Here is a 24,343-nt window from a genome sequence, read left to right as displayed (position 1 = left end):
TCGCGTCCTGCGAGGAGCTACCGATGGCGAATCCGACCGTGGCCGACTACCTGTTGCACCGCCTGCGCGCGTGGGGGGTGGACCACGTCTTCGGATATCCCGGCGATGGCATCAACGGGATCCTCGCCGCCTGGACGCGCACCGGCAACGACCCGGTCTTCGTGCAGTCCCGGCACGAGGAGATGAGTGCCTTCGAGGCGGTCGGCTACGCGAAGTTCACGGGCCGGCCCGGAGTGTGCATGGCGACCTCCGGTCCGGGTGCGATCCATCTGCTCAACGGCCTGTACGACGCGAAACTCGACCACGTCCCGGTGGTGGCGATCGTGGGTCAGACGGACCGCTCCGCGATGGGCGGGTCGTACCAGCAGGAAGTGGACCTGCACACGCTGTACAAGGACGTGGCGTCGGCGTTCGTGGAGACCGTGACGGTGCCCGAGCAATTGCCGAACGTCCTCGATCGGGCGATGCGCACCGCCATCGCCTACCGCACGCCCACGGCCGTGATCATCCACGGCGACGTGCAGGAACTCGAGTACTCCCCGCCCGGCCACGAGTTCAAGATGGTGCCGTCGAGTGTCGGTTTCGACCGCCCCCGCATTGCGCCGGACGACGACGCGATCCGACGGGCGGCGGAGGTCCTCAACGCCGGGAACAAGGTCGCGATGCTCGTCGGCAGCGGCGCCCGGGATGCCCGTGCTCAACTCGGGCAGGTCGCGGATCTGCTGGGCGCCGGGGTGGCGAAGGCCCTGCTGGGCAAGGACGTGCTGTCGGACGAGTTGCCGTGGGTCACCGGATCGATCGGGTTGCTGGGCACGCGGCCCACCCACGAGATGATGACCGGTTGCGACACGCTGCTCATCGTCGGTTCGTCCCTCCCCTACAGCCAGTTCCTGCCCGAATACGACCAGGCCCGCTGCGTGCAGATCGACATCGACCCGAACATGATCGGGATGCGCTATCCGAACGAGGTCAATCTCGTCGCGGATGCCACCGCCGCACTCGACGCGCTCATCCCTCTGCTGCACCGCAAGGAGGACCGGTCGTGGCGCGAGGGTATCGAGCAGAACGTGCAGCGCTGGTGGCAGCTCATGGGGCAGCAGGCCGAGGTCGAGACCGAGTTCGTCAACCCGCTGCGGATGTTCGCCGAGGCCTCACCGCGACTGCCGGACGATGCGATCGTCACCGCGGATTCCGGTTCGGCCGCCAATTGGTATGCGCGCCAACTGAGGTTCCGCGGCGACATGCGCGGTTCGCTGTCGGGCACACTCGCGACGATGGGTCCGGCGGTGCCGTACGGGATCGGCGCGAAGTTCGGACAGCCCGACCGCCCGGTGGTCGCGTTCGCCGGCGACGGTGCGATGCAGATGAACGGCATGGCCGAGCTGATCACCATCCAGCGGTACTGGCAGCAGTGGGCCGACCCGCGGCTCGTCGTCGCGATCATCCACAACAACGATCTGAACCAGGTCACGTGGGAGATGCGTGCGATGGGTGGGGCACCGAAATTCGCGGAGTCCCAGTCGCTTCCGGATGTCGACTACGCCGCCTTCGCGCGCGGCCTCGGGCTGGGCGGCGAAACCGTGAAGTCCTCGGACGAGATGGGCGCGGCCTGGGATCGCGCGCTGGCCGCGGATCGCCCGACGGTGCTGGACGTGTACACCGATCCGGACATGCCTCCGATCCCGCCGCACGCGACGTGGGAACAGTTCACCGACGTCGCCAAGGCCGTGCTCGCCGGTGACGAGAACCGTTGGGGCTTCGTGAAACAGGGCGTCAAGACGAAGCTGCAGGAGTATCTTCCCGGAAACGATCGCTGAGAGCCCCGCCGGCCGGAGAGTGGAGCGAATGCGCGGCCAGCGCAACACCGGACAGCGCCGCGATGGCCAGTTCGACGAACTCGTCGCGGGTGAGTTCGGGGTCGCGTAGCCACGCGATGGTCGTGTCCTCGACGAAGGCCACCCAGCCGCGCACGGCGAGTCGTACGGCCGGCGTCGGCTCGATGCCGATGGCAGGCAGGTGTGCGACGGTCCGGTCGACGAGTGCCGTGCGGGTGTCCTCGAAGGCCGCCCGCATGTCGGGGTCGCCGCTGGTCGCTCCGCGCAGGATCGAGATGTACATGTCGCGGCGCCGGGTGACGTAGTCGACGTACGCGACGAGCGTGCCCCGCAGCATCTCGATCGGTTCGAGGTCTTCGTCCGGTGCGGTGTACTCGACGAGATCCCGGCCGACGCATCGCACGAGTTCGACGTGGTAGTCGTGCTTCGAGGTGAAGTAGTGGAACAGCAGCCCCTTCGAGACTCCGGCCCGTTCGGCGACCTCGTCGACGGAGATCTGCTCGAGGGGCCGGTCGGCGAGCAGCTCGAGGCCCTGTTCGATCAGCTGGGCCCGGCGTTGGGCGGGACCGAGGCGGGTTCGACGGGGTGCGGGACTGTCTTCTGCCACGTCCACCATGCAAACACCGTTATTGAATTATGGTCAACAAGTGTTGACCAGGTCACTGGAACGCTCTAGCCTCAAGTACATGAGTCTTCCGGTAACAGATACCGTCGCCGACGCGGAGATCCGTCAGGTCGACACGCTGATCATCGGCAGCGGGTTCGCCGGGCTCGGCGCGGCCATCCGACTGTCGCAGGCGGGCAAGGACTTCCTCATGCTCGAACGCGCCTCCGAGGTGGGCGGCACCTGGCGCGACAACACCTACCCCGGCGCGGCATGCGACGTCCCGTCGAACCTGTACTCCTACTCGTTCGCCCTCAACCCCGGCTGGACGCGCTCCTTCTCTCCCCAGCCGGAGATCCAGGCGTACATCCGCTCGGTCGCCGACCGGTACGACGTGCGGCGACGCACCGTCTTCGGGTGCGACGTGCAGACGGCCCGCTGGAACACCACGACGCACCGCTGGGACGTGGCCACCACGCGCGGGAAGTACAGCGCCAAGGTCGTGATCTCCGCGGTCGGCGCGCTGTGCGAGCCGTCGCTGCCCGACATCGAGGGCATCTCCGGATTCGAGGGCGAGATCTTCCACTCGGCACGGTGGAACCACGACGCCGACCTCGCCGGCAAGCGCGTCGCGGTCATCGGCACCGGAGCCTCCGCCATCCAGATCGTGCCGGCCATCGCGGGCACCGTAGGCCGACTCGACGTGTACCAGCGCACGGCACCGTGGATCCTCCCCCGCTTCGACCGGGAGTACACCGCACCCGAGCGGTTCGCCTTCCGCCACATCCCCGGCTTCCAGCGCCTCTCGCGCGCCCTGCAGTACACCGCCCGCGAGACGCAGGTCGTGGGCCTGGCCAAGGCACAGGCCTTCATGAAGCCGCTCGAACTCGCCGCGCGCATCCAGATCCGCCGTCAGATCCGCGACAAGGAACTGCGGCGGAAGGTCACGCCGAACTACGGCATCGGCTGCAAGCGCATGCTGATCTCGAACAACTACTACCCCGCCCTCGACCGGCCGAACGTCGACCTCGTCACCGACGGCATCGCCCGCGTCACCCCGCGCGGCATCGTCGCGAAGGACGGCACCGAGCGGGAGGTCGACGCGATCGTCGTCGCGACCGGCTTCCACGTCACCGACTCCCCGACCTTCGCCGGCATCTTCGGCAAGGACGGCCGCTCGCTCGCCGAGGTCTTCGACGAGACCGGCATGCGGGGGTACAAGGGCAGCTCGGTCGCCGGCTTCCCCAACCTGTTCTTCCTCGTCGGCCCGAACACCGGACTCGGCCACACCTCGATGGTGTACATGATCGAGTCGCAGCTCGAATACGTCGTCGACGCGATCCGCACGCTCGACCGCAACCGCATCGGCACGGTCGAGGTCCGCGAGGACGTGCAGGACGAGTACAACCGCGACCTGCAGCGCGCGTTGCGGTCGAGCGTGTGGAACAACGGCGGGTGCGCGAGCTGGTATCTCGACAAGCACGGCAACAACACCACGCTGTGGCCGGGATTCACCTTCGAATTCCGCCGTATCACCCGCAGATTCGACCTCGAGGCGTACCGTAGCGTCGCCGAGTCGGATCTCCCCGTCGCCACCGACCTTCCCGCGCAGGAGCGCACGTCCCGAGAGGCAGCAGTTCGATGAGTGATTTCGCAGGCCGGGTCGTCGTCGTCACGGGCGCGGGGTCCGGGATCGGACGGGCCCTCGTCCTCGCCCTCGCGGCCGAAGGTGCCCGCCTGGCGATCTCGGACGTCGACACCGCCGGGCTCGAGGAGACCGCGCGTCGCGCACGGGAACTCGGCGCCGAGGTGAAGGCCGACCATCTCGACGTCACCCAGCGCGAGAAGGTCCTCGAGTACGCCGAGCAGGTCGCCGCCCACTTCGGTGCGGTCCACCAGGTGTACAACAACGCGGGCATCGCCTATCACGGCGATCTCGAGCGCACCGAGTTCAAGGACATCGAGCGCGTGATGGACGTCGACTTCTGGGGAGTCGTCAACGGCACCAAGGCTTTCCTTCCGCATCTCATCGCGTCGGGCGACGGTCACCTGATCAACGTCTCGAGCCTGTTCGGCCTGCTGAGCATCCCGGGCCAGGCGGCGTACAACTCGGCGAAGTTCGCCGTGCGCGGCTTCACCGAGGCGGTACGGCAGGAGATGCTCGTCGCGCGGCATCCCGTGCAGGTCACGTGTGTGCATCCCGGCGGCATCAAGACCGCGATCGCGCGCAACGCCGCCGTCCCGGACGGCGACGACCAGGCGACCTTCGCGGAGTTCTTCGACCGCAAGCTCGCACGCACGACCCCCGAGGACGCTGCGAAGACCATCCTGACCGGTGTGCGGAAGAACAAGGCGCGCGTACTCATCGGCGCCGACGCGAAGCTGCTCGATGCTTTCGTCCGCGTCGCCGGACCGGCCTATCAGCGTGTCGTCGCCACCGTGACCTCCCGGGTCGTGCCGAAGGGATAGGCTGCGGCATGCCTCCGACACCCCAGATGTCACCGCGGGTGGCGCGTACCGCCCTGCGTCCTCTCTTCCGTGCCCTGCTGTCGCCGCGCTGGTCGTTCGCCACGCAGCGCCGGTTGCTCGATCTCGCGGCGCCGCTGCAGTTCCTCCCGAAGGACACCGTGGTGCGCCCGATCCGTCTGGCGGGACGCCCCGCCGAACGGATCACCGTGGGCGCCACCGAGCGGACCACCGCGATCCTGTATCTGCACGGCGGTGCGTACACCGGCGGGTCGCTCGCCACGCACCGCTCGCTCGCGGCGCATCTCGCGGCCGCGGCCGGGTCGGCCGTGTACGTCCTCGACTACCGGCTCGCTCCCGAGCATCCCTATCCGGCGGCGCTGAACGACGCCGAGGCGGCCTATCTCGAACTCGTCAGCGAGCACGGCTTCGAGGTGTCCGGTATCGCGATCGCCGGCGACTCGGCGGGCGGTGGTCTCGCCGCGGCCACCACGCACCGGCTCGTCGACCGTCACGGCATCACCCCGCCCGCGCTCGGATTGCTGTCGCCGTGGACCGATCCGGCCGCCCGCGACCTGCCCGACGTGAACGACGTCGTTCTGAACAAGGGCTGGGTGTACTCCTCGGCCGAGGCGTATCTCGCCGACGGCGATCCCACCGATCCCGGCTACGCGCCCATCCACGCCGATCCCACGGGTCTGCCGCCGACTCTCATCCAGGTGGGCACCGCGGAGATGTTCTACCCGCAGGTGCGGCAGTACGCCGAGAAGCTCCGGGCGGCGGGCGTCGACGTCACCCTCGTCGAGCAACCCGAGCTGTGGCACGTCGCGCCGTTGCAGGCGTCGCTCGTTCCCGAGGCCGCCGCGGCGATCGCCGATTTCGGTGTCTTCCTCCGCGACCGGATGGGCACTCGCGCGGGCTGAACACACAGACTGCCGTTCACACACACGGGCTGCCGTTCACGCTCCGGCGTGTTCGTCGATCCACTCGCGGGCCACGGCCTCGGGATCGTCTCCCTCGTCGACTCGCGCGCGCAGTTCGGTGAGATCGCTCGTGGTGAGCTCACCGGCGATGGTCCGCAGCGCGTCGAGTTGTGCCTCGCCGAGGGTGCCCTTGCGGAAGACCGGGACGACGTTCTGGGCCGGCAGGACCGGTGCAGGCGCGTCGTCGGCCTCCGCGTCGTCCTGCGGGTTGCGGTCGGGGGCGTCGGGCACGGTGCTCACGGGCGAATCCGCGTCGATCTCCGCGAGGGCGGGCGACGTCGTGGTGGTTCCGACGACCGTGTCGGGTTCCGATGCGACGGCGGCGGACTGCGCATCGTCGATCCGCCGCACCTCGCGCGGTCGGCAGTCGGCGCGTTCGAGCGCGGTGAGTCCACCGGCGGATTCGAAGTCCTCGGTCACCGCGAACGTCAGATCGGCGCAGCGGTCGGCGAGGTCGGCCACGCGGCTCGCCGACCATTGCGTGAGGCGGTCGCGGTCGGCGAGCAGCACCGCGCGGTCCTGCGCCGAGGCGTAGTCGGAGATCGTCAGTTCGTCGGGCAGTGCACGCGCCAGCGCCTCGAAGACGTCCTCGGCGTCGGTCGCGTCGGCACCGGGGTCGTAGGACGCGAGCAGCCTTCCCGTGTAGCCGGGGATCAGCGTGAGGTCGGCGGCGTCGAGCGCTGCGGGCGGGTCGGTGACATCGGAACGGACCTGCACGTCGATCCCGCTGCCGCGCAGTGCTCCCGCGTAGAGCTGCGCGAGCAGTTCCTCGTCGGGCCGCTCCCCCGCCCCGACGATCACCGTCGTCGACGGTGCCGCCTCGTCGAGGACGGGCGACGCGCATCCCTGGAGCACGGCCGCCGCCGCGCATGCGGTGAGCGCCGTCGCCGCGACCGGCCGGATCCGTCTCGCTTCGTTCGCCACGGCGGTCATTGTCGCCCACCGGTGCGCCACGGTCCGCACCTGCCCACCGCTCGGCCTGCCGGGACGCCGAACGCCCCGGTCCGGAACCCTTGTGCGGTTCGGATCGGGGCGTTCGGTGCGATCTCGCAGGGAACGAATCCCTAGTCGGTGACGCCCTCGGCCTTCGCCGCGGCCGCGACGGCCTCGGCGACGGCGGGCGCCACGCGCGGATCGAGCGGGCTCGGGACGATCTTGTCCGCGGCCAGTTCGTCACCGACGACCGAGAGGATGGCCTCGGCAGCGGCGAGCTTCATACCCTCGGTGATGCGGCGGGCACCTGCGTCGAGCGCGCCCTTGAACACACCGGGGAAAGCCAGCACGTTGTTGATCTGGTTCGGGAAGTCGCTGCGACCCGTCGCCACGATCGCGGCGTGCTTGTGGGCGATGTCGGGGTGGATCTCCGGATCCGGGTTCGACATCGCGAAGATGATGGAGTCGTCGGCCATCGTCGCGACGATCTCCTCGGGCACGGTGCCCGACGACACGCCGAGGTAGACGTCGGCGCCGTCGAGCGCCTCGGCGATGCCGCCCTTGCGGCCCTCGGGGTTGGTGCGGGAGGCCAGATCGGCCTTGATCTCACCGAGATCGGCGCGGTCGGCGGAGATGATGCCCTTCGAATCGAGGACCACCACGTCGCGTGCACCGGCGGCGAGCAGGATGTTCGTGCACGCCACGCCGGCAGCACCGGCGCCGGAGATCACGATGCGCAGGTCGGCGATGTCGCGGCTCTGCACCTTCAGCGCACCCTTGAGTGCGGCGAGTGCGACGATCGCGGTGCCGTGCTGGTCGTCGTGCATGACCGGGCAGTCGAGCGCCTCGATGACGCGCTTCTCGATCTCGAAGCAGCGCGGAGCCGAGATGTCCTCGAGGTTGACGGCGCCGAAGGACGGACGCAGCCGGATGAGGGTCTCGACGATCTCGTCGGGATCGGTGGTGTCGAGCACCAGCGGAATGGAGTTCAGGCCCGCGAACTTCTTGAACAGCGCGGACTTACCTTCCATCACCGGAAGCGAGGCACGTGCGCCGATGTTGCCGAGACCGAGGACCGCGGTGCCGTCGGAGACGACGACGACCAGGCGGTTGGTCCAGGTGTATCGGTCGACGAGGGTCTCGTCGGCGGCGATGGCCCGGCAGACCTGGGCGACGCCGGGGGTGTACGCGATCGACAGATCGCGCTGGTTCTCGAGCGGTGCGGTCAGCTCGACCGACAGCTTGCCGTCGACGTGACTCGAGAAGATCTCCTCGTCCGTCAACTCGAGCTTCTGAGGGGTAGGTGCATCAGACACAATTGACACGATGACACTCCTGCGTGTGCCGAGTCGACCTCTGGACTCGGTTGCTGCGAAAACACCGCATTTCAATGCATTTCACACACGTGTATGCATCGAGTTGCACTGCTTCGCCAAGGACATTGGGTTGAAGCTTCCGGGCGCGATCACGACTGCCGCTGTACAACGCTGTACGGCTTCCGGAACGTGATGGAGCCGGGGCGGGTGGCCCTGGCATCGAGCCCTGGGTGATCTAGCCCTGGGTGGGTCTGCCATCCTTCGTCCGATTCCGGGGTATTCCGGCTTTCGGATTGCCGCAAGTTTGCCACCTTTGCAGACGAACAATCAAATCGGCATCGATTGCGAAGGTCTCACGGTTTTGTCGCCTCACCTGTGAGTTTACGTGCCGTGAACACCCCGCCGTGGGCGCATCGACATGAATTTCCGCAGTTACACGACGGCTACCGACGGGTAGCCCGGATGGCACTCCGGGCCGTCATCCCCACCACTGGGTGATCATCAGAATCGATGCAGTGAAGATCACCACAAGGCTCGACAGGAGTGCTGCGCCACCCGAGCGCCGATCCGCCGTCACCTGGGCGATCAGGGCCACGAGCGCGGCGACGACGTGCGCGGCGACCGAGGTGGTGCCCGGACCCGGGAAACCGCGGTCGCCGGCGAGGTACTGGGCCCCGCACACCACGAGAGTCAGGACCAGCACCGCTCCGCACACCACACCCGAGAGGGCACGGAGAACGCGGACCGGCAGACTCGCGCGGCGCGGTGCGGGTTCACAGGAATCGGCGTAGTACCCGTCGTCCGGGTAATACGGCTCGTTGTAGTACTCACTGTCGTAGTAATTTTCGTCGTCCGGCAACCCGTACTCCTCGTCCGGATACCGCGCACCGCGTCGCCTCATCCCTCGAGCACCTCGACGCCGGTCGCGCGGTCGAGCAGCGCCTCGTACGCCGCCGGAGCCGTGGTGAAGCTGCCGAGCCTCACGTCCTTGTTGTCGCCGTGATAGTCGGACGATCCCGTGACGACCACCCCGAGCGACCGCGCGAGGTCGCGCATCGTCCGCACGTCCTGCTCGCTGTGATCGGGGTGATCGGCCTCGACACCGCCGAGTCCGAGTTCGGCGAGTTCCTCGATGTGGTCGAGGGCGAGGAGCCGTCCGCGCGCACGCGCCCGAGCGTGCGCGACCACCGGCACACCGCCCGCGGCCGTCACCATCTTCACGGCGTCGGCGAGCGGGGTGTCGGCCTTCGGCACGTAGTAGCGGCCGCGCGGCGACAGCAGCTCGGTGAACGCGTCGCCCACCGTGGGCACGACACCGGCGGTGACGAGCGCTCGCGCCAGATGGGGCCGGCCCGCGGCAGGGCCCGCGTCGGCGAGCACCGCGTCGATGTCGATCGGCAGACCGTCGTCCGCCATCCGCACACCCATCGCCCGGATCCGCGACACCCGTTCACCGCGGAGCCGCTCGAGCTCGGCGACGAAGACAGCGTCGTGCGGGTCGAACAGATAGGCCAGCAGGTGCACGGCGACCGGGGCGCCGTCCTCCCCGCGTCCCGTGCAGGACATCTCCATCCCCCGGACGAGACGCAGGCCCGTCGGCAGGGCTGCCGCGGCCTCGTCCCATCCCGCGGTGGTGTCGTGGTCGGTCAGGGCCACGACGTCGAGACCCGCCCGGGCAGCGGCACGGACCAGTTCCGCAGGAGCGTCGGTGCCGTCCGACGCGGAGGAGTGGGTGTGGAGATCGATACGCACGCCACCAGTCTGTCAGGTCGGCGGGCTAGCATGACTGCAGCTGCCCCGCCCGGTCCCCGACGGGCGACCGCCGCGTCGCGGGCCTGCGACCGGGCCGCATCCCAGCGGCATGCCGTGAGGAAGGACAACATGCCGCATCAGCCTTCTCGTGCCACCCGTCGCGGTCCCACTCCCCCGGTTCCCACCGTCCCCACCGCGCAAACGGTGGTCGACTGCGCGGTCTACGTCGACGGGCACCGCCTGCCCGGCCGCTACACCCACACCGAGGCCGTGGCGGAGGTACGTCGGCGCGGTACGGGTTTCGTGTGGCTCGGGCTGCACCACCCCGACGAGGAGCAGATGTCGAACGTCTCGCGCACCTTCGGACTCCACGAACTGATGGTCGAGGACGCCGTCCACGCCCATCAGCGGCCGAAGCTCGAGCGCTACGACGACGTGCTGTTCCTGGTGCTGCGCACCGTCAGCTACATCGAGCACGAGTCGGTGACGACCACCAAGGACATCGTCGAGACCGGCGAGATCATGTTGTTCACCGGCCCCGACTTCATCGTGAGCGTGCGGCACGGCGACCACTCCGAGCTGTCGCACGTGCGCAAGCGCCTCGAACGCGATCCCGATCATCTGTCCCGCGGTCCGGCGGCCGTGCTCCACGCGATCGCCGACCACGTGGTCGACTCCTATCTCGCCGTCACCACGGCCGTGCAGCCCGACGTCGACGACATCGAGGAACTCGTGTTCACCCCCGACACGCGGATCGCCGTCGACCAGATCTACATGCTCAAGCGCGAGATCGTGCAGCTGCGCCGGGCCGTCGTGCCGCTCGCCGAGCCGCTGCAGCAACTCATCCGGGCGCCGGGCAACCCGATCCCGAAGGACGTCCGGCGGTACTTCCGCGACGTCGCCGACCATCACACGACGGTGTCCGATCGCATCGCTGCCTTCGACGAGACGCTCGGCACGCTGCTCGACGCGGCGATCGCGAAGGTCACCGTGCAGCAGAACACCGACATGCGCAAGATCTCCGCGTGGGTCGCGATCGCCGCCGTGCCGACGATGATCGCCGGGATCTACGGCATGAACTTCGATCGCATGCCCGAACTGCAGTGGGAGTACGGCTATTACGTCGTACTCGCTGCGATCGTCACGATCACCGTGGGACTGTTCGTCACCTTCAGGCGCAACAACTGGCTTTGATCACCGAACTCGACCGTCCATCGAGACGCGCTGCGCAGGCAGCGCGATCGCCGCGGCGCCAGGTGCTCGCCGTCGCTCTCGCGCTGATCCTGCTGCAGACGATCCTCCGGACCGTGGTGGCCGCGACCGGCGAGTTCTACTGGGACGACCTGATCCTCGTCGGGCGTGCGGGGTCGTATCCGCTGCTGTCCGACGTCTTGCTGCGGTACGACCACGACGGTCACCTGATGCCCGCCGCCTTCCTCGTGGCCGGGATCGCCACGGCGATCGCACCGTTGGAGTGGTGGCCGGCGGCGGCCTCGCTCGTGATCGGTCAGCTGCTCGCGTCGCTGGCGGTGCTGCGGGTGCTCTGGCTGCTGCTCGGACCGCGACGCGCCCTGTGGGGGCCGCTGCTGTTCTATCTCCTCACGCCGCTGACGCTTCCGGCCTTCGCGTGGTGGGCCGCCGCACTCAACGCGTTGCCGCTGCAGGCGGCGCTGTCCTGGGTCGCGGGAGATGCGCTGCAGTACAGCAGGACCGGCCGGCGCCGTCATATCGTGAGCGCCCTCGTCGTCACCGCCGTGGCGCTGGTGTTCTTCGAGAAGTCGGTCCTCGTTCCGTTCGCCGCGTTCGCGACGGTCGCCCTCGCACGTCACGTGGACGGACTCGTTCGGCCGATCGGCAGCACGTGGGCGCAGGCCCGGCCGTTGTGGCTCGGCTCGGCGGCCGTGCTGGTCGTGTGGGCGGTCTGTTACTCGACGATCGTCGAATCCCGGTTCGGGATCCCGCCGTGGTCGATGGTGGCCGGGTTGACCCATCACGGCATCTCCTACGGACTGTTGCCGTCGCTGCTCGGTGGTCCCTGGGAGTGGGAGCGGTGGAATCCGAGCCCGCCCTGGGCCGATCCCCCGCTCGTGCTCGTCGTGGTCGCGTGGCTCGCTGTCGCGGGCGCCGCGGCGTGGACGGTGCGCCGGCGACGGCGGACCGGGCCCGTGTGGCTCGCGGTGATCGCCTACATCCTGGCCTCGCTCGCGGCGATGATCAGCACCCGCTTCGGCCCGGAGACCACCTACGAACTCGCACGCACCCTGCGCTACTTCGCCGACTCCGCCGTGGTCGTCGCGATCGCCGCGGCGCTGATCCTGCGCGCCCCGCGACGAGGCACGACGTCCCGTCCTCGTGCCGTGCGTGCGACCGCCTGGACCTGCGCAGCCGTGTTCACCGTCGGCTCCCTGTGGTCGACCGTGACGTTCGCGCGCAACTGGTCGGACAATCCGACGGGCGATTATCTCGGGGCGGCGAAGGCGGCGCTCACGGCCCGGCCCGACGAGCCCGTGCTCGATCACCCGGTGTCGGTATGGATCCTGCTGCCCGTCACCTACCCGCACAATCTGGTGGGGTCCGTCTTCTCCGCGCTGCCCGACCGGTCCGACATCCGCGACCACGCGACCGACCTGTGGGTCCTCGACGATCTCGGCCACCGCACTCCCGCCGACCTGTTGCCGCTGCGCCTCGTCCCGCCCGGCCCCGAGCCCGACTGCGGCCATCGCGTCACCACCGACGCCGTCACGGCCGTGCCGCTCGATTCCCCCGCGGGCGACTGGGAGTGGACCGTGCAGGTGAACTACCGGGCCTCCGCCGACGGCACGATCGACCTCGGCTTCCCCGGCCACGCATCCGTTCCGGTCCCCGTCTCCGAAGGACTCGGGACGGTGTACGTCCGCGTCTCCGGGGACGGGTCGGCGTTGCAGGCGCGCTCGTCCGCTCCCGGCACGACCGTGTGCCTCGGTGCCGGATCGCTCGGGGTGGTCGTGCCGCAGGGCTGACAGCGGGCCGGGGACAACTCGACGGGCGGGACGGCTCAGCGGGCGTCGACGAACCGCACGTCGTGTGTCTCTACCCCCGGTGCCGCGAACCTCAGCAGTCGCATGCCCTCGGCTTCGAGCGCCGACCGCGCGGACGCCGCGACCGTCCGCCACAGCGTCATCTCCACGGCGGCGGCCTTCCGGTCGGTCGTCACGCGGGCGCTACCGGCGACCGTGCCTCCGACGAGCAACAGGGGTGCGATGATCCCGTTCTCCGCCATGATGCGCCTGCGGAGCTCCTCCGAGACGAAGCGGGTGCGGTCGGCATGCGAGAGGAGCACGTTGTCGAACGGCGCGAGGATCCGTACGGGTGCAGGGGTCGACGGGTCGGGTCGCGGCGCGTCGGGAAGGTCGAACAGTTCCGTTCCGCGTTCGTCCCGGAACACCACGAGATACGGGCGGAGTCGGCCGACGATCTCGGCGAGCCGGGTCAGGCCGCACCAGGTCTGCACGTCCTTGACACTCGCGGGGCCGAAGGCGGCCAGATACCGCAGAATCAGCCGATCGGGACCGGGCAGCGCAGGCGGCGGGCCCACGTACTCGTCGAGGTGTGCCAGGCGAGGCTGTCCCGCTCGTCCCCACAATCCGCGCGGCGGCACCTGCACGAGCGGGAGCAGGCACCGCACCGCGTGTGCCAGCGCAGCCGGATCCTGGTCGGGGAACCGGTCGGCGAGCAACGGTCGCAGCTCGGCCTGACTCATCGGGGTGCCGGCCAACAGTTCCCGGGCGACCGACACGAGCGCCGACCGGTCGAGACCCTCGAGTCCGATGCGGTGGGCCTTGTTCGCGTCGACGCCCCGGTCGAGCACCGGCTGCACCCACGGGCGCAGCGCGTGCGCGTCGGCGCCGGAGACCGCGAACACGGTGCCGCGCATCAATGCGATCCGGACGACCGCACGCGACTCCAGCAGGTCCGACAAGGCGTAGGGCCGGAAGTTCCGTATGCGGGTCCACAGCGCGAAATACGGGGCGAGGGGTGCCTGGGCCTGCAACCCGAGCAGGTGCCCGATCATCGACAGGGCATCCGTGCTGCTCCGCCGCAGCAGGTGCTGGCGGGCCAGCGTGGCGCGTCCGAGCGCGCGGTCGGTGAGAACCGGGACGGTCACAGACGTGCTTGCGCCCGGCGCGGGTCGCTCAGGTCGATGCCCGCTTCCTCCCACGCCTCGCGCAGCGCCTCGGTTCCCTTCAGCCGCTTCCAGGCCGCCTCGGTACCGGTGATCGGGCGGGCCTCGAAGAAGTGGACCGGGTCGGAGGGCTCGGGCAACTCCAGCGACGGCACGTCGGCCGCCTCGAGCAACACCGCGGTGAACGGGGCACCCGGCCACAGCGGCTCCCCGAGATCGAGCAGGGCGTCGTCGGTGAGAACCACGCCCTCCACGGCGGGCAGCGCCGCGAGCACCGCAAGGGTGCGGTGGACGCCGGCGGTGACGCCCTCGTTGTCGCGCAGGCTGAGGACCAGTTCGGCACGCGGCCCGCGCGTCGGGTCGGCCACCATGTCGGTCGGGTCGCCCATCGGGTGCCGGGAACACCCCAGGGTCGCGTACCGCAGGAGTTCGGAGCCGCGGAAACGGAGGACCTCGATCGGTTCGAGACCGAGGAAGGTCACCGACGCCGATTCCGGTTCCGGATCACCCGGCGCGGTCAGGTGCTCGGTGAGGTGGCTGCGGACGGTGGCGAGAACTGCGTCGGTCACCCCTGCAATGTAGCCCCCGTCCCGCACATGCGGTTCCCACCCGGACCGGTGCACCGCCCGGTACCGTCGAAGCGTGGCTCGCGACACCGGTTTTCCGGTCTCCGATGCCGGCGACGATTTCGCCCGGCAACGCCGGCGCGCCGAGTACGCCCGGCTGATCGCATGGCTGCGCCGCGAACCGGCCGACGTCAACACGGTGCTGCCCTTCGACGACGTCGTCGCCGCCCTCGGGCGTATCGGCGAGCGGCGCCTCGGGTTGCAGATCATCGAGGTCGCCTCGATCGTCGGCAGCGTCGACCGCGCCGACGACTTCGACCGCCGTTTCCGCCCCACCTCGGCGCGTCTGCGTGCACGCTGGGAACGCATCGCGGCCGCGCGGCGTCGCGGCGAGGCCATCCCCCCGATCTCGGTGTACCGGGTGGGGCCGATGCACTTCGTGCAGGACGGGCACCACCGCGTGTCGATCGCCTACGCGCAGGGCGACCGCACCATCGACGCCTACGTCACCGAGATCACCACGAAGGTGCCCGCGGAGGGCATCACGGCCCGCCCCGATCTCGTGCGCAAGGACCACTTCCGCATGTTCCTCGGCCGCGTCCCCCTCCATGGCGCGGCGCAGGATGCGATCCGCGTGTCCGACCCGTGGGGGTACGCCGAACTGGCCGAGGCCGTCGAGGCGTGGGGCTTCCGGCTCATGCAGGATCTCGGCGAGTACCTCACCCGCGAGGAGGTCGCGCGTCGCTGGTACGAGGAGGAGTTCGTTCCCGTCGTCGCGATGGCCCGGGAGGCGGGAATGCTGCGCTCACGCACCGACGCCGAGGTCTATCTGTGGATCGCGAGCGAGCGGTACCGGCTCGTGCGGCGGCACGTGTGGAGCGAGGAGATCGTCGACGAGCTCCGCAGCCGCGCACCCCGCTGACGACTTGGGTGGATCCGGCCCCGCTTTCCGGGGTCGGATCCACCGAGGTTCGTATTCGTCAGAGGGTGACGTTCGCGCCGGTCTCCTGATCGAACAGCGCGATCTTCGCCGGGTCGAACCACAACTGCACGGTCCCGCCCTTGGTGGCCTGCGATTCCACCGACAACCGCGCGACCAGCGATTCGGCCGACATGTCGGCGCCGGCGTCGGCGGCGAGTTCGTCGAGGTCCTTCGAGTGCACGCCCGGACCCTCGGTCGAGAAGTACGCGAACTTGTCGGAGCCCATCGACTCGAGCACGTCGACCTCGGCGGAGAAGGTCACGCCCGCCTCCCGCTGGGCCGGGTCGAGCAGGTCGGCGTCCTCGAAGTGCTCCGGACGGATACCGACGACCACCTCGCGCGACGGATTGTTGCGGCGCACGGTCTCCCACCGCTCGTCGGGCAACCGGAACTCACCGAACGAGGTGCGGATCGAACCGTTCTCGATCTGTCCCGGAACGAAGTTCATCGACGGCGACCCGATGAATCCGGCGACGAACAGGTTCTGCGGATGGTCGTACAGTTCCTGCGGCGCCCCGACCTGCTGCACGAGCCCGCCGCGCATCACGACGACACGGTCGCCGAGCGTCATCGCCTCGGTCTGGTCGTGCGTGACGTACACCGTCGTGGTCCCGAGACGCTTCTGCAGTCGTGCGATCTCGGTGCGCATCTGCACGCGCAGCTTGGCGTCGAGGTTCGACAGCGGCTCGTCCATGAGGAACGCCTTGGGGCTGCGCACGATCGCCCGCCCCATGGCCACGCGCTGCCGCTGACCACCCGACAGGTTGGCGGGCTTACGGTCGAGATGCTGTGTGAGATCGAGGATCCGGGCCGCTTCGTCGACCTTGCGGCCGATCTCGTCCTTGGGCACCTTCGCGAGGGTGAGCGGGAACGCGATGTTGTCGCGCACCGACATGTGGGGATACAGCGCGTAGGACTGGAAGACCATCGCGATGTCGCGGTCCTTCGGCGCCCGTTCGTTGACCCGCTCCCCTGCGATGCGCAGTTCGCCGTCGGAGATGTCCTCGAGACCGGCGATCATGTTGAGCGTCGTGGACTTTCCACACCCGGACGGACCGACGAGGATGATGAACTCGCCGTCGGCGATCTCGAGATCCACGTCGCTGACGGCCTTCGCTCCGTCCGGATATTCCTTCGTCACCTTGTCGAGCACGATCTCGGCCACGGTAGTCATCCCTTCACTGCGCCGGAGGTCAGTCCGGCGACGATTCGACGTTGGAAGATCAGGACGAACACGATGATCGGGATCGTGATGACGACGGCGGCCGCCGCGATCGACCCGGTCGGTTCCTCGAACTGCGAGGCACCCGTGAAGTTCGCGATCGCGGCGGGTGCGGTGATGGACCGCTCGGTGGAGGTCAGCGAGATCGCGAACAGCAGGTCGTTCCAGCAGAAGATGAACACCAGGATCGCCGCCGTGATGATGCCGGGAGCGGCGAGCGGAGCCACGACCTTCCGGAACGCCTGACCCGGTGTCGCGCCGTCCATCTTCGCGGCCTTCTCGAGTTCCCACGGGATCTCCTTGAAGAAGGCCGACAGGGTGTAGATCGCGAGCGGCAGCGAGAAGGTGATGTACGGAAGGATCAGCGCCGCCCACGTGTCGAACAGTCCGAGGCCGCGCATGATCTCGAACAGCGGGCTGACGAGGGAGATCTGGGGGAACATCGCGATGAGCAGCGCCACGCCCACCAGGATCTTCTTACCGGGGAAGTCGAGCCGGGCGATCGCGTAGGCCGCCATCGTCCCGAGAATCACCGCGATGACCGTGGCGATCAGGCCGATGCCGATGGAGTTGATCAGGGCGCTCGTGAACGCGTCGGTGCGGAAGATGCCGCGATAGTTGTCCAGCGTCCACTGCTGCGGAATGAACCGGCCGTCCTGGATGGTGCCGGGCGGCTTGAACGACAGGCTCGCGATCCACAGCACCGGAACGAGTGCGTAGAGCAGGACGATCAGGTTCACCGCCGACCACGACAGGGTCCGTTTCCTGGTCTCGGCCATCATCGGCCCCCTTCGTCCGAGCCGGGCGCGGATGCACCGAACAACTTGATGAACACGAACGCGATGATCGCGACGCACAGGAAGATCAGGACGCTGATCGCCGACCCGATGCCGAGGTTGAAGGCCCGGAACAGATTGTCGTAGCCGAGGATCGACACCGACCCTGTGCCGTTGGCACCGCGGGTGAGGACGTAGATGTTGTCGAAGATGCGGAAGGCGTCGAGCGTGCGGAAGAGCAGGGCGACGAGGATTGCCGGTTTCATCAGCGGCACGATGATCCGCACCAGACGCGTCCACGCCCCGGCGCCGTCGACCTGTGCCGCCTTGAGCAGATCGTCGGGGACGAGTGCGAGGCCGGCGAGGAGGAGCAGCGCCATGAACGGCGTGGTCTTCCACACCTCGGCGAGCACGATGATCGCCAGGGACGGAATCTGGTCGGTGAGTGGGGCGCTGCCGTCGGGCAACAGATTCGCGAGATAACCCGTGCCCGGGGTCCACGCGTAGTACCAGCTGTAGGCGGCGGCGACGGTGACGATGCCGTACGGGATCAGCACCACCGTGCGCACGATGCCCTTGCCGACGATCGTGCGGTGCATGACGAGAGCGATCGCCAGACCGAGCACGAACTCGATCGCGACGGAGACCAGGGTGACGAGCGAGGTGACGATGAAGGCCTGCCACCAGAATCCGTCGCTGAGCACCGCGACGTAGTTCGACAGTCCGACGAAGCGGCGCTCGTCGGGGAACCGCAGATCGTAGCGCTGCAGACTGAGCCAGACGGCGTATCCCACCGGATAGGCCGTCACGGCGAGCATCACGATCGCGGCGGGCGCGACGAGCAGCAGACCGAGTCGTCGTTCGGCCTTCTTCCCCTCCGACAACGCTGCTTTCGTCTTCGTCGACGGTTCCTTCGGGGTCTCGTCGGTCGGTTTCGATTCGACGGCGGTCACGGGATCAGTCCTTCCGAATTGACCGCCTTCTGCACCTGTTCGGCGAGTTCCTCGACGGTGCGGGGCGGATCGATCTGGTCGACCGGGTTGAGGGTGGCCGTCACCAGCGTCGAAATGCTCTGGTAGGCCGGTGAAGCGGGACGCACCGCGGCGTTCTCGAGACCGGCGCGGACCTCACGCCAGGCCGGATAGGCCTCCTGGAATTCGGGGTCGTCGTACAGCGCGGCCAGCGTCGGCGGCACGCCGCCACCGATGGCGTTGTTGCGCTGGTTCTCCTCGTTGCGCAGGCACTGCATCGCCTCGAACGCGAGGTCGGGGTGGGTGCTCGTGCGGGCGACGGCGATGTTGAACCCGCCGATGGTGACCTGGGCGGGCTCGCCGGGGATCACCGAAGGGTACGGGGCGGGAAGGAAATTCTGCTCACCGTCGACGGTCAGGACCGTGTTGCCGGTGTCCTGCGAGGTGACGTTGCCGTTCTCGTCGATGAAGGGCAGGGCCGCTTCGTTCTCCAGGATGCCCGGCAGGACGAACGGCCAGTTGACCTGGAATGCCGTGCGCCCGCTCTCCATGCCGAGACGGACGGCCGCCTCGTCGGCCTGGTTCAGGGACGGATCGGCGCCGGGCGCCGTCGCGACGCGTTTCATGATGTCGAGCGCGGTCACCGCCGCGTCGTTGTCGGTGAGGGTGACGGTGACACCGTCCTCCCCCACCACCGAACCGCCGGCGCTCGAGAGCAGGGTGTTGAACCACACCATCAGCCCCTCGTACTGCCGGCCCTGCACACCGATCCACGACGGCCGACCCTCCTCGGCGAGGCCGCTCGCGATCTCGATCATCTCGTCCCAGGTCTCCGGAGGTTGCCCGTCCGGCATGAGATCCTTTCGGTACCAGAGCAACTGGGTATTGGTGTTGAGCGGCGCGGCGTACAGCCGGTCCTGCCAGGTCGCCGATTCGAGGGGGCCTTCGAGGGTGCCCTCGGAGACCGCGGCGGCCACATCGTCGGGCAACGGCAACGCCCATCCGGCCTCGGCGAACTCGGCCGTCCACACGACGTCGAGGGTCATGAGGTCGAGTCCCGGGTCGTTACCCGTCAGCCGCCGCGCCAACTGCAGTCGCTGGTCGTCGGCGTTCTTCGGAAGTGTCCTCTGCTGCACGCGATATCGGCCGCCGGCCTGCTCGGTGCACACCTCCGCGGCCTGCGCGTACTGCTCGGCACCGTCGGCGGCCGTGTAGAAGGACAGGACGACACCCTCGTCGTCGCTGCCGCACGCGGCCAGTCCCGACGCCAGGAGCACCGCGGCCGCAGAAGCCGTGACCGCCCGGCTCGTCCGCCGTCTCTTGCCCGACCGTCTCATGCGCGACTCCGCTCGCATCGGGGACCTGATGATCCGACGATATCGCCCGTACCGGCCAGCCGTAGCAAAACGAGCAGGGCGTACAACCGGAGCGGAATCGGCACGACGACGAGGTCAGAAGGAGGTCCCCGAGAAGGGTGCCTGGGGCCAGGAGAACAGCAGGTCAGCGGCGTCGACGGCCTCCGGTCGGCGCACCCGGGCGCGACCCGCGTCGACCATCCGATGCCAGCCCTGCCGGCCCAGCAGGAGCGCACCGAGGTCGGCGATGTCGATGGTCAGATCGGCCGGTCCCGCGGTGCGCGCCACGCCGTCGGCGGAGATCTCGAAGACACCGGCGTTGTCGGTCAGCAGCGGATCGGTCACCTCGACGGTCACCGAGCCGAACCCTCGGTAACTGCGCGCCGACAGCGCCCGATCGAGGTCGAGGATGCGCAACCACGTCTCGTCCGAGACCGAACGGAAGTGCACGGCACGCGCGTCGCCGAGCATGAGCGGGAGCTGATCGTCCTGCGGAAGCGCCGCGAACCGCAAGGTGTCGACCAGATCGAGGTCGAGCAGGAACCGGATCAGGCCGGCGTACGCCCCGGGCGACGGAGCGAAGAAGTCGTCGACCACGACGGTGCGGTTGCGACTGGTGAACCACCCCTGCGTGTCGATCGGGTGGTACCGGACGAAACCGTCCTCCTGCCCCGGTTCGCCGTGCACCGCCACGTACATCGGATCGGTGAGCGAGTCGGCCCGCCACCGGCGCGAGTTCCACCAGTACTCCGACCGGTCGATCATGCCGGGGCGCGGCGGCAGATGACGGGAATGTATCTGCGCCAGCACGTCCCACGCATCCGGATAGGTCAACAGACGCACCGCTCCGGACTCGGGCACGTCGGGACGCAGCGCGGCACGACGCACGTCGACGTCGACGGACACCGAGGTCGAGGCGACGCCGTAACCGAACCGGCCGTAGATGGTCGCCTCGGAAGCACGCAGCGTCGCGAGGATCTCGCCGCGGTCCCGCGCGTCGCTCAACTGCCGGTGCACGAGTCCGGAGATCACGCCGCGACGGGTATGGGTGGGCAGCACACCGATGTGGGTGACCGCCGCGTGCGGCACCCGGGCGCCGCCGGGCAGGGTCAGCTTTCCGCTCGTGGCGTCCACGGTCCCGACGAGCATGCCGTCGAGGAAGGCACCCCACGTGCGACCGGCCTCGAGGTAGCGGCCGACGGTCCCGTCGGGAACCTCGGGCCACGACGGCAGGCCCACCATCGCCGTGCGGAACAGCGCGGACGCCTCCCGCAGTTCGGCTTCCGAGTCCAGAATTCTGATCTCCGGTTCCGTTCGCTCACCCATGGAACGACACTATCGAGCGCGAACTTGCAGCGCGGGTGAACGGCCGTGACGTTCGGTACACCGGCCCCGGGCGGGTAGGTTTCCAGCGTGCGACGCGAGTGGGATCCAGCAGACACCGGGGTGCTGCAACTGCCCTCCGGCCGACTCGTGCGGGGACGCGGGATGCGTCGACCGGTGTTCGACGAGCCGTTTCCCGACTTCGGGGTGTACCTCCTCGGCCGTCCCCCGGTAGCACCGTTCGAGTGGGAGTCGCGGTGGATCCACTGGCCCGACTTCCGCACACCCCGCGACCCGGAGGAGGCTCTGGCTGTCCTGTACGAGGCGTGGATCCGGGCGGGACGGCAGCGGGTGGAGATCGCGTGCGGACGTGGACGCGGCCGCACCGGCACCGCGCTGGCGTGCCTCGCCGTCCTCGACGGCCTGTCCCCGGAGGAGGCGGTCGACTTCGTTCGGCGGCACTACCATCCGCGTGCGGTCGAGACTCCCTGGCAGCGCAGGTTCGTCGCGCGGACCGAGGCGCACTCCTGACGGGTCAGTTCTTCGTCCGGGCGAGGTGGGCCTCGGCGGCCGAGACGGCCCGTTCGGCGGCGACCACCCGTTTCTTGGCCTCGGTGGCGGCACGGCGCGCGAAGGTGCGTTGCTGCTCGGCGTGTTCGAGCTTCGCCCGCAGCTCGGCGACCTCCTCTTCGTGACGGGCCAGCTCCTGTTCGGCTGCCGACGCCGCTTCGCGCGCTTCCTCGGCCGCGCTGTGCGCGGAGTCGAGAGCGGCGGCGGCCTCGTCGATCTCCGCGTCGCGCGCCGCCTGTTCCGCCTTCTCACGCTCGGTGGGTCCGCGCTCGCCTCTGCTCTTGCGCCCGGCCTTGTCCGTTGCGGTTCGGTCGTCCTCGTCCTTCTCGTCGGACCCGCCGCGGATGACGGTGAGCGGCATCGCCGACAGGTCGCCGAAGCCGTCGGACTCGACGATCGCGTCGAGCCGACCCTGCCGGACCTGCTCCCCGATGTCGGGATCCGACAGTGCGGCGTTGAGGGTGCGCCCCACCTCGCGCAGTGCGCTCTCCGAGACTGTGCGGCCGCGGTCGGCGGCGAGCCGTCCTGCGTCGCGTTCGAGTGCCGCGACCACCCGGCGTCGCTGCTCCGACAGTTTCCGCATCTCGCTGCCGGACAGTCGTCGTTGCGCGGTGCGCAGGGCGGATCCGATGTCGAGCAGCGCCGCGAGTTCGTCGGCCCGTTCGCGGGCGAGCAGGTTGACCATCCAGGCCGCGACCGTCGGTTTGCGCAGCCTGCCGATGGCCGCCGTCAGCTCGCGGTCGCCCGCTTCGCGTGCCTGCGCCGCGAATTCGGTGCGGGCCGCCACGAAGTCTCCTGGGTCGAGGCCGTAGAGGGCGTCGGCCACCGAATCGAGGTCGGGCATGGGATCGACAGTAGTGGCGCGAGGCCGGTCGCGACGAGTGCCGTTCTCGGCGAACGCGCGACCGCGTGACGATCAGATGGCGAGCTTGGCGAGGATGTCGCGTGCCTTCTCGGCGGTGGGCGGCTGGCACAGCACGTCGTAGCGGCCGGCGACGAGCTGCATCGTGGACGAGAAGTCGCGCTGGCCGCGGGTCGCGGCGTACGGGATGGTCGCCGAGATGAGGCCGAAGATGATGCCGCCGACGAGGCCGACGAGCAGCGGGCCGAGGAAGTCGGTGGAGAAGATACCGAGCAGCAGACCGAAGAACACGCCGAGCCATGCACCCGAGACGATGCCGCCGCCGATCACCTTCGGCCACGTGAGCCGACCGGTGACCCGCTCGACCTGCATGAGATCGACACCGACGATGGTGACGTCCTCGACGGAGAAGTTCTGATCGGCCAAGTGGTCGACCGCGCGTTGCGCCTCGGCGTAGGTCGGGTACGAACCGACGGGCCAGCCCGTGGGAGGAGTCGGCAGACCGGGTACCTGGCGACCGGGTCCGAGGGGATTCGTCATGTCGTTTCGGCTCCTTCGCGATGCACGCCGACGGTCGCGGCGCCGGTCTCCATTCTGCCTCGACGGGGACCGGCACGCCGCGATGGTTCGCCCGATATGTTCTTTTTCCTGGTCGTTCCCGTCAGGAGGCCGGCGGCTCGAACGTCTGGGTGCGCTGCAGTCCGGCGGCGCGCCCCTTCGCGGAGATCACGAGGGCCATCTTCCGGCTCGCCTCGTCGATCATCTCGTCGCCGAGCATCGCGGCACCGCGGGCGCCGCCCTCGGCAGAGGTGTGCCACTCATAGGCGTCGAGGATCATCTCGGCCTTGTCGTAGTCCTCCTGCCGGGGGCTGAAGACCTCGTTGGCCGCGTCGATCTGGCTCGGGTGCAGCACCCACTTGCCGTCGAAGCCCAGGGCGGCGGTGCGCTGCGCCGACCGGCGGAAGGCGTCGACGTCGCGGATCTGGAGGTAGGGACCGTCGATGGCCTGCAGCCCGTGGGCACGCGCGGCCATGAGGATCGTCATGAGGATGTGGTGGTAGGCGTCGCCGACGTCGTAACCCTCGGGCTGCTCACCGACGACGAGGGTGCGCATGTTGATGCTCGCCATGAAGTCGGCCGGGCCGAACACGAGCGTCTGCACGCGCGAGCTCGCCGTCGCGATCTCGTTGATGTTCGTCAACCCGATGGCGTTCTCGATCTGCGGTTCGATACCGATCCGCCCCACTTCGAGACCGTGGGCCTTCTCCACCTGGGTGAGGAGGAGGTCGAGTGCCTTCACGTGGCTCGCGTCGGGCACCTTCGGCAGCAGGATCGCGTCGAGGTTCGCGCCGGCACCACCGACGACCGTCGCGACGTCCAGATAGGTCGCATCCGTGGTCCAGTCGTTGACACGCACGACCTTGATCTGGTCGCCCCAGCCGTCCTCGTTCAGAGCTTCGACGATGGTGCTGCGGGCCTGTTCCTTGGCCAGCGGCGACACGGCGTCCTCGAGATCGAGGAAGATCTCGTCGGCGGGAAGGCCCTTGGCCTTGTCGATCATCTTCCGGCTGCTGCCGGGAACCGCGAGTACCGACCTCCGTGGCCTGAACGAAAACGACATGACCTGACCAGACCTCCGAGTTCCGGGAACAGCGTGGGCACGCT

General features: G+C 68.9%; 23 protein-coding genes. 8 read left to right on the top strand and 15 right to left on the bottom strand.

The annotated features are described in order from the left end of the window. Positions 1-23: 23 nt before the first annotated feature. Positions 24-1,817: a thiamine pyrophosphate-requiring protein gene (locus CKW34_RS06820; RefSeq protein WP_059382957.1), complete on the top strand. Its 1,794-nt coding sequence runs from the start codon at positions 24-26 to the stop codon at positions 1,815-1,817. Here CKW34_RS06820 and CKW34_RS06815 read toward each other — a convergent pair. Then, positions 1,774-2,451: a TetR/AcrR family transcriptional regulator gene (locus CKW34_RS06815; protein ID WP_059382958.1), complete on the bottom strand. Its 678-nt coding sequence runs from the start codon at positions 2,449-2,451 to the stop codon at positions 1,774-1,776. The genes CKW34_RS06820 and CKW34_RS06815 overlap by 44 nt on opposite strands. A 70-nt stretch (positions 2,452-2,521) precedes the next feature. Here CKW34_RS06815 and CKW34_RS06810 point away from each other — a divergent pair, with 70 nt between their 5' ends. From CKW34_RS06810 to CKW34_RS06800, 3 genes are read left to right on the top strand one after another with little or no spacing between them, the layout of a single operon-like run. Further along, positions 2,522-4,084 (top strand): flavin-containing monooxygenase, encoded by a 1,563-nt coding sequence (locus tag CKW34_RS06810; RefSeq protein ID WP_059382959.1) that lies wholly within the window; start codon positions 2,522-2,524, stop codon positions 4,082-4,084. Next, on the top strand, positions 4,081-4,908 hold the full coding sequence (locus CKW34_RS06805; RefSeq protein WP_059382960.1) for an SDR family NAD(P)-dependent oxidoreductase: 828 nt from the start codon (positions 4,081-4,083) through the stop codon (positions 4,906-4,908). The genes CKW34_RS06810 and CKW34_RS06805 overlap by 4 nt, the downstream gene beginning before the upstream one ends. 8 nt (positions 4,909-4,916) lie before the next feature. Next, positions 4,917-5,828: an alpha/beta hydrolase gene (locus CKW34_RS06800; RefSeq protein WP_095092011.1), complete on the top strand. Its 912-nt coding sequence runs from the start codon at positions 4,917-4,919 to the stop codon at positions 5,826-5,828. A 36-nt stretch (positions 5,829-5,864) separates the two neighbouring features. Here CKW34_RS06800 and CKW34_RS06795 read toward each other — a convergent pair whose 3' ends face one another. The 4 genes from CKW34_RS06795 to CKW34_RS06780 all read right to left on the bottom strand — a co-directional run bounded on the left by CKW34_RS06795 (position 5,865) and on the right by CKW34_RS06780 (position 9,889). Next, a complete protein-coding gene (locus CKW34_RS06795) occupies positions 5,865-6,821 on the bottom strand; it encodes an ABC transporter substrate-binding protein (protein ID WP_059382962.1) in 957 nt (318 codons plus the stop codon). Positions 6,822-6,952: 131 nt separating this feature from the next. Further along, positions 6,953-8,146 carry an NAD(P)-dependent malic enzyme gene (locus CKW34_RS06790; RefSeq protein WP_059382963.1) on the bottom strand — a complete coding sequence of 398 codons (1,194 nt, stop codon included), beginning with the start codon at positions 8,144-8,146 and terminating at the stop codon, positions 6,953-6,955. Positions 8,147-8,615: 469 nt separating this feature from the next. Next, complete coding sequence (locus tag CKW34_RS06785) at positions 8,616-9,038, bottom strand: hypothetical protein (RefSeq protein ID WP_059382964.1); 423 nt, start codon at positions 9,036-9,038, stop codon at positions 8,616-8,618. After that, positions 9,035-9,889, bottom strand: a complete 855-nt coding sequence (locus CKW34_RS06780) for a PHP domain-containing protein (protein ID WP_059382965.1) — start codon at positions 9,887-9,889, stop codon at positions 9,035-9,037. The genes CKW34_RS06785 and CKW34_RS06780 overlap by 4 nt, the downstream gene beginning before the upstream one ends. A 129-nt stretch (positions 9,890-10,018) precedes the next feature. Between CKW34_RS06780 and CKW34_RS06775 the strand changes: the two genes are divergently transcribed. Continuing rightward, positions 10,019-11,083 carry a magnesium and cobalt transport protein CorA gene (locus CKW34_RS06775; protein WP_059383056.1) on the top strand — a complete coding sequence of 355 codons (1,065 nt, stop codon included), beginning with the start codon at positions 10,019-10,021 and terminating at the stop codon, positions 11,081-11,083. Then, positions 11,080-12,888 (top strand): hypothetical protein, encoded by a 1,809-nt coding sequence (locus tag CKW34_RS06770; protein WP_059382966.1) that lies wholly within the window; start codon positions 11,080-11,082, stop codon positions 12,886-12,888. Before CKW34_RS06775 ends, CKW34_RS06770 begins: the two co-directional genes overlap by 4 nt. A gap of 35 nt (positions 12,889-12,923) precedes the next feature. On the opposite strand, the gene CKW34_RS06765 is transcribed toward CKW34_RS06770, so the two are convergent. After that, entirely contained in the window at positions 12,924-14,033 is a 1,110-nt protein-coding gene (locus tag CKW34_RS06765) for a winged helix DNA-binding domain-containing protein (RefSeq protein ID WP_059382967.1), read from the bottom strand. Then, positions 14,030-14,620, bottom strand: coding sequence for a suppressor of fused domain protein (locus tag CKW34_RS06760; RefSeq protein WP_016692018.1), 591 nt, complete (start codon positions 14,618-14,620; stop codon positions 14,030-14,032). The genes CKW34_RS06765 and CKW34_RS06760 overlap by 4 nt, the downstream gene beginning before the upstream one ends. A gap of 73 nt (positions 14,621-14,693) precedes the next feature. Between CKW34_RS06760 and CKW34_RS06755 the strand changes: the two genes are divergently transcribed. Then, a complete protein-coding gene (locus CKW34_RS06755; RefSeq protein WP_059382968.1) occupies positions 14,694-15,539 on the top strand; it encodes a hypothetical protein in 846 nt (281 codons plus the stop codon). 58 nt (positions 15,540-15,597) lie between these two features. Here CKW34_RS06755 and CKW34_RS06750 read toward each other — a convergent pair whose 3' ends face one another. The 5 genes from CKW34_RS06750 to CKW34_RS06730 all read right to left on the bottom strand — a co-directional run bounded on the left by CKW34_RS06750 (position 15,598) and on the right by CKW34_RS06730 (position 21,249). Then, on the bottom strand, positions 15,598-16,764 hold the full coding sequence (locus CKW34_RS06750; RefSeq protein ID WP_059383057.1) for an ABC transporter ATP-binding protein: 1,167 nt from the start codon (positions 16,762-16,764) through the stop codon (positions 15,598-15,600). Positions 16,765-16,769: 5 nt separating this feature from the next. Further along, complete coding sequence (locus CKW34_RS06745; protein WP_006554305.1) at positions 16,770-17,600, bottom strand: carbohydrate ABC transporter permease; 831 nt, start codon at positions 17,598-17,600, stop codon at positions 16,770-16,772. After that, on the bottom strand, positions 17,600-18,481 hold the full coding sequence (locus CKW34_RS06740) for a carbohydrate ABC transporter permease (RefSeq protein ID WP_095092079.1): 882 nt from the start codon (positions 18,479-18,481) through the stop codon (positions 17,600-17,602). Before CKW34_RS06740 ends, CKW34_RS06745 begins: the two co-directional genes overlap by 1 nt. 65 nt (positions 18,482-18,546) lie before the next feature. Then, positions 18,547-19,905 (bottom strand): ABC transporter substrate-binding protein, encoded by a 1,359-nt coding sequence (locus CKW34_RS06735; RefSeq protein WP_059383058.1) that lies wholly within the window; start codon positions 19,903-19,905, stop codon positions 18,547-18,549. Between the two features lie 114 nt (positions 19,906-20,019). Further along, on the bottom strand, positions 20,020-21,249 hold the full coding sequence (locus CKW34_RS06730; RefSeq protein ID WP_059382970.1) for a GNAT family N-acetyltransferase: 1,230 nt from the start codon (positions 21,247-21,249) through the stop codon (positions 20,020-20,022). A gap of 87 nt (positions 21,250-21,336) precedes the next feature. Here CKW34_RS06730 and CKW34_RS06725 point away from each other — a divergent pair, with 87 nt between their 5' ends. Further along, positions 21,337-21,777: a protein-tyrosine phosphatase family protein gene (locus tag CKW34_RS06725; protein ID WP_059382971.1), complete on the top strand. Its 441-nt coding sequence runs from the start codon at positions 21,337-21,339 to the stop codon at positions 21,775-21,777. Positions 21,778-21,781: 4 nt separating this feature from the next. Here the strand turns inward: CKW34_RS06725 and CKW34_RS06720 are convergent, their stop codons facing one another. From CKW34_RS06720 to CKW34_RS06710, 3 genes are all read right to left on the bottom strand, one after another. Then, a complete protein-coding gene (locus CKW34_RS06720) occupies positions 21,782-22,660 on the bottom strand; it encodes a hypothetical protein (protein ID WP_059382972.1) in 879 nt (292 codons plus the stop codon). Between the two features lie 72 nt (positions 22,661-22,732). Next, positions 22,733-23,218 (bottom strand): general stress protein, encoded by a 486-nt coding sequence (locus tag CKW34_RS06715; RefSeq protein ID WP_059382973.1) that lies wholly within the window; start codon positions 23,216-23,218, stop codon positions 22,733-22,735. Positions 23,219-23,339: 121 nt separating this feature from the next. Beyond that, positions 23,340-24,299, bottom strand: coding sequence for an HpcH/HpaI aldolase/citrate lyase family protein (locus tag CKW34_RS06710; RefSeq protein ID WP_059382974.1), 960 nt, complete (start codon positions 24,297-24,299; stop codon positions 23,340-23,342). Positions 24,300-24,343: the final 44 nt, after the last annotated feature.

The sequence above is a fragment of the Rhodococcus rhodochrous genome (assembly GCF_900187265.1).
Taxonomy (GTDB): Bacteria; Actinomycetota; Actinomycetes; order Mycobacteriales; family Mycobacteriaceae; genus Rhodococcus; species Rhodococcus rhodochrous.
This window is presented reverse-complemented; position numbering and strand designations above follow the sequence as displayed.